The organism is Pseudomonas sp. P5_A2_2 (assembly GCF_054177685.1).
On record NZ_JBGCUL010000394.1, the window covers coordinates 1 to 4,099 of the forward strand.

General features: G+C 62.1%; 2 protein-coding genes. Both read left to right on the plus strand.

All coding sequences use genetic code 11. The features are described from left to right. The first annotated feature begins 221 nt into the window (after positions 1 to 221). Positions 222 to 1,382, plus strand: a complete 1,161-nt coding sequence (locus ACXRVY_RS19075; RefSeq protein WP_458237987.1) for an efflux RND transporter periplasmic adaptor subunit — start codon at positions 222 to 224, stop codon at positions 1,380 to 1,382. Continuing rightward, the coding region (locus ACXRVY_RS19080; RefSeq protein WP_458237988.1) for an efflux RND transporter permease subunit at positions 1,379 to 4,099 on the plus strand (2,721 nt) is incomplete at its 3' end. The genes ACXRVY_RS19075 and ACXRVY_RS19080, both read left to right, overlap by 4 nt.

Below are 4,099 nucleotides of genomic sequence, written 5' to 3' on the forward strand. Positions count from 1 at the left end.
ACTTGGGGCTTTTCCAAGTGACCCGCCGTAAGGGCGGAACCATAAGTCGCCATCACCGAAGAAACGGATATGCATACGGTCAACCAACACCATGGTCGGCCCAGAGGCCGCCAAGTCCCCCAMGCTGACAGCGCAGTCAGTTAGCCGTCACCCTCCTGACCGGCAAACAGGTTTATAAAGGAAAATACCAACCGACCACCCAGCCCCGGCGCCCCACTCGCATGCGAACCCAGAAAAAATCCGCCCTGCTCGTCGCCCTTCTGATCGTTCTGGCAGCGCTGGGCCTGTGGTATGTCGCCAAACCGGCCAAAGCCAAACTCGCCCCTCCCACCGCCATCCCCGTGCGAGTGGTCGCCGTTGCCGAGAAAGACGTGCCGCGCTATGTCAGCGGCATCGGTTCGGTGTTGTCCCTGCACAGCGTCGTGGTCCGCCCGCAAATCGACGGCATTCTCACCAAAATCATGGTCAAGGAAGGCCAACTGGTGAAAAAAGGCGACCTGCTGGCCACCATCGACGACCGGTCGATCCGCGCCAGCCTCGACCAGGCCCGGGCACAACTGGGCGAAAGCCAGGCGCAACTGCAAGTGGCGCAGGTGAATCTCAAGCGCTACAAACTGCTGAGCGTCGACGACGGCGTGTCCAAGCAGACTTACGACCAGCAGCAGGCCCTGGTCAACCAGCTCAAGGCCACCGCCCAAGGCAACCAGGCCTCGATTGACTCCGCCGAGGTACAGCTTTCCTACACACAAATTCGCTCACCGGTCAGCGGTCGTGTCGGTATTCGCACAGTGGATGAAGGCAACTTCCTGCGCATGAGCGACGCCAAAGGACTATTTACGGTGACGCAGATCGACCCGATCGCCGTGGAGTTCTCCCTGCCGCAGCAAATGCTGCCGACCTTGCAGGGCCTGATCAACGACCCACAGCACGCCCAGGTCAAGGCCTACATCGGTGCCGACACCGACGGCGAAACCGGCAACCTGCTCGGCGAAGGCCACCTGACCCTGATCGACAACCAGATCAACGCCAGCACCGGCACCAYCCGTGCCAAGGCCGAGTTCGACAATCCAGGGCAGAAGCTCTGGCCGGGCCTGCTGGTGACGGTAAAAATTCAGACAGCCCTGGATAAAGATGCGCTGGTGGTGCCGCCGACAGTCGTACAACGCGGCCTCGACCAGCACTTCGTGTACCGGGTCAATGGCGACAAGGTCGAAGCCGTGCAGGTGCAGATGGTCTATCAAGGCAGCGGCCAGGACATCATCAAGGGCGTGAAGCCGGGTGATGTGCTGGTCAGCGATGGTCAGTCGCGGCTCAAGCCCGGCGCTACTGTGCAAGTGCTGACCGAGCCGCCGCAAGTGGTGCGATCGGAGGCGGCGCAATGAAGGGCCATGGTTCGGTTTCAGCCTGGTGCATCGACCATCCGGTGGCCACCGTCCTGCTGACGTTCGCCCTGGTGCTGCTGGGTGTCATCGCGTTTCCGCGCCTGCCGGTAGCGCCGTTGCCGGAGGCAGAATTCCCGACCATCCAGGTGGCCGCGCAACTGCCCGGCGCCAGCCCGGAAACCATGGCTTCCTCGGTGGCCACGCCCCTTGAAGTGCAATTCAGCGCCATTCCCGGCGTGACCCAGATGACCTCGAGCAGTGCACTGGGCTCGACCAACCTGACCCTGCAATTCACCCTCGACAAGAGCATCGACACCGCCGCCCAGGAAGTGCAGGCGGCGATCAATACTGCCGCGGGCAAACTGCCCAAGGACATGCCGAACCTGCCGACCTGGCGCAAGGTCAACCCGGCCGACAGCCCGGTGCTGATCCTCAGCGTCAACTCCTCGCTGATGCCAGGCCCTGAGCTCAGCGACCTGACGGAAACCCTGTTGTCCCGTCAGCTCAGTCAGGTCGACGGTGTAGGCCAGGTCGTCATCACCGGTCAGCAGCGTCCGGCGATCCGCGTCCAGGTTTCGGCGGACAAGCTCGCGGCCATCGGCCTGACCCTCGCCGACATCCGCCTGGCGATCCAGCAGACCAGCCTCAACTTGGCCAAGGGTGCGCTTTACGGGGAGTCGAGCATCTCGACCCTGTCCACCAACGACCAGTTGTTCCACCCGGAGGACTACAGCCAGCTGATTGTTTCCTACAAGGACGGTGCACCGGTTCATCTGCGAGATGTCGCCAAAGTCGTCAACGGTTCGGAAGATGCCTACATCCAGGCGTGGGCGGGCTCGCAACCGGGGGTCAACCTGGTGATCTTCCGCCAACCAGGCGCCAACATCGTCGAGACGGTGGAMCGTATCCAGGCCGCCTTGCCGGCACTGGAAGCGATGCTCCCCGCCTCGGTGCAGGTCAAGACGCTGATCGACCGCACCCAGACCATCCGTGCCTCGCTGCATGAAGTGGAAATTACCCTGTTGATTGCAATCATGTTGGTGGTGGCGGTGATGGCGCTGTTCCTGCGGCAACTGTCGGCCACACTGATCGTGTCGGCAGTGCTCGGAGTGTCACTGATCGCCAGTTTTGCGCTGATGTATGTGATGGGCTTCAGCCTGAACAACCTGACTCTGGTAGCGATTGTGGTCGCCGTGGGCTTTGTGGTGGACGATGCGATCGTGGTGGTGGAGAACATCCACCGTCATCTGGAGGCTGGCGACGGCATGCGCGAGGCCGCGATCAAGGGCGCCGGCGAAATCGGCTTCACCGTGGTGTCGATCAGTTTCTCGCTGGTGGCAGCGTTCATTCCGCTGCTGTTCATGGGTGGCGTGGTCGGGCGGCTGTTCAAGGAATTCGCCCTGACTGCCACCTCGACCATCATGATTTCGGTGGTGGTATCCCTGACCCTGGCGCCGACGCTGGCGGCGCTGTTCATGCGCGCGCCGGTGCATCACGCCCACGACAAACCGGGCTTCGGTGAACGCCTGTTGGCCTGGTACGAAAAAGGCCTGCGCCGTGCCCTCGCCCACCAGAAAGCGATGATCGGTGTGTTCGCTTTATCGCTGGCTCTGGCCGTCGCCGGTTACATCTTCATTCCCAAGGGTTTCTTCCCGATCCAGGACACCGGTTTCGTCTTCGGCACCACCGAAGCTGCTGCCGATATTTCCTACGGCGACATGGTGAAAAAACACCTGGCGATGGCCGAAATCGTCGCCGCCGACCCCGCAGTCGAAACGTTTTCACATTCCGTCGGGGTCTCGGGCAGTAACCAGACCATTGCCAACGGCCGCTTCTGGATCACCCTGAAAAAACGCAGCGACCGCGATGTCTCGGCCAGCCAGTTCATTGACCGGATTCGTCCGCAACTGATGAAAGTGCCGGGTATCGTCCTGTACCTGCGCGCCGGCCAGGACATCAACCTCAGCTCCGGCCCAAGCCGTGCACAGTACCAATATGTACTCAAGAGCAACGACGGCGGCACACTCAGCACCTGGACCCAGCGCCTGACGGAAAAACTGCGTGCCAACCCGGCCTTCCGCGACATTTCCAATGACTTGCAACTGGGCGGCAGCATCACCCATATCAGCATCGACCGCAGTGYCGCAGCCCGTTTCGGCCTGACCGCCACCGACGTCGACGAAGCGCTGTACGATGCGTTCGGCCAGCGCCAGATCAATGAATTCCAGACCCAGGTCAACCAGTACAACGTGATCCTGGAACTGGACACCAGGCAGCGCGGCAAGGCCGAGAGCCTCAATTACTTCTACCTGCGCTCGCCCCTGAGCGGGGAAATGGTGCCGTTGTCAGCCCTGGCCAGGTTTGATGCGCCGACCATCGGCCCGCTGTCCATCGCCCATGACGGCATGTTCCCGGCGGCCAACCTGTCGTTCAACCTGACGCCCGGCGTGGCGTTGGGCGATGCGGTGATCATGCTCAACCAGGCCAAGGCCGACATCGGCATGCCGACCGCCATCAGCGGCAATTTCCAGGGCGCGGCCCAGGCGTTCCAGAGTTCGCTGGCCAGCCAGCCGTGGCTGATCCTGGCAGCGCTGGTGGCGGTGTACATCATTCTCGGCGTGCTCTACGAGAGTTTCGTGCACCCGCTGACGATCATTTCGACCTTGCCTTCGGCGGGCCTCGGCGCGGTGATCATGCTGTGGATCTGCGGCCAGGAC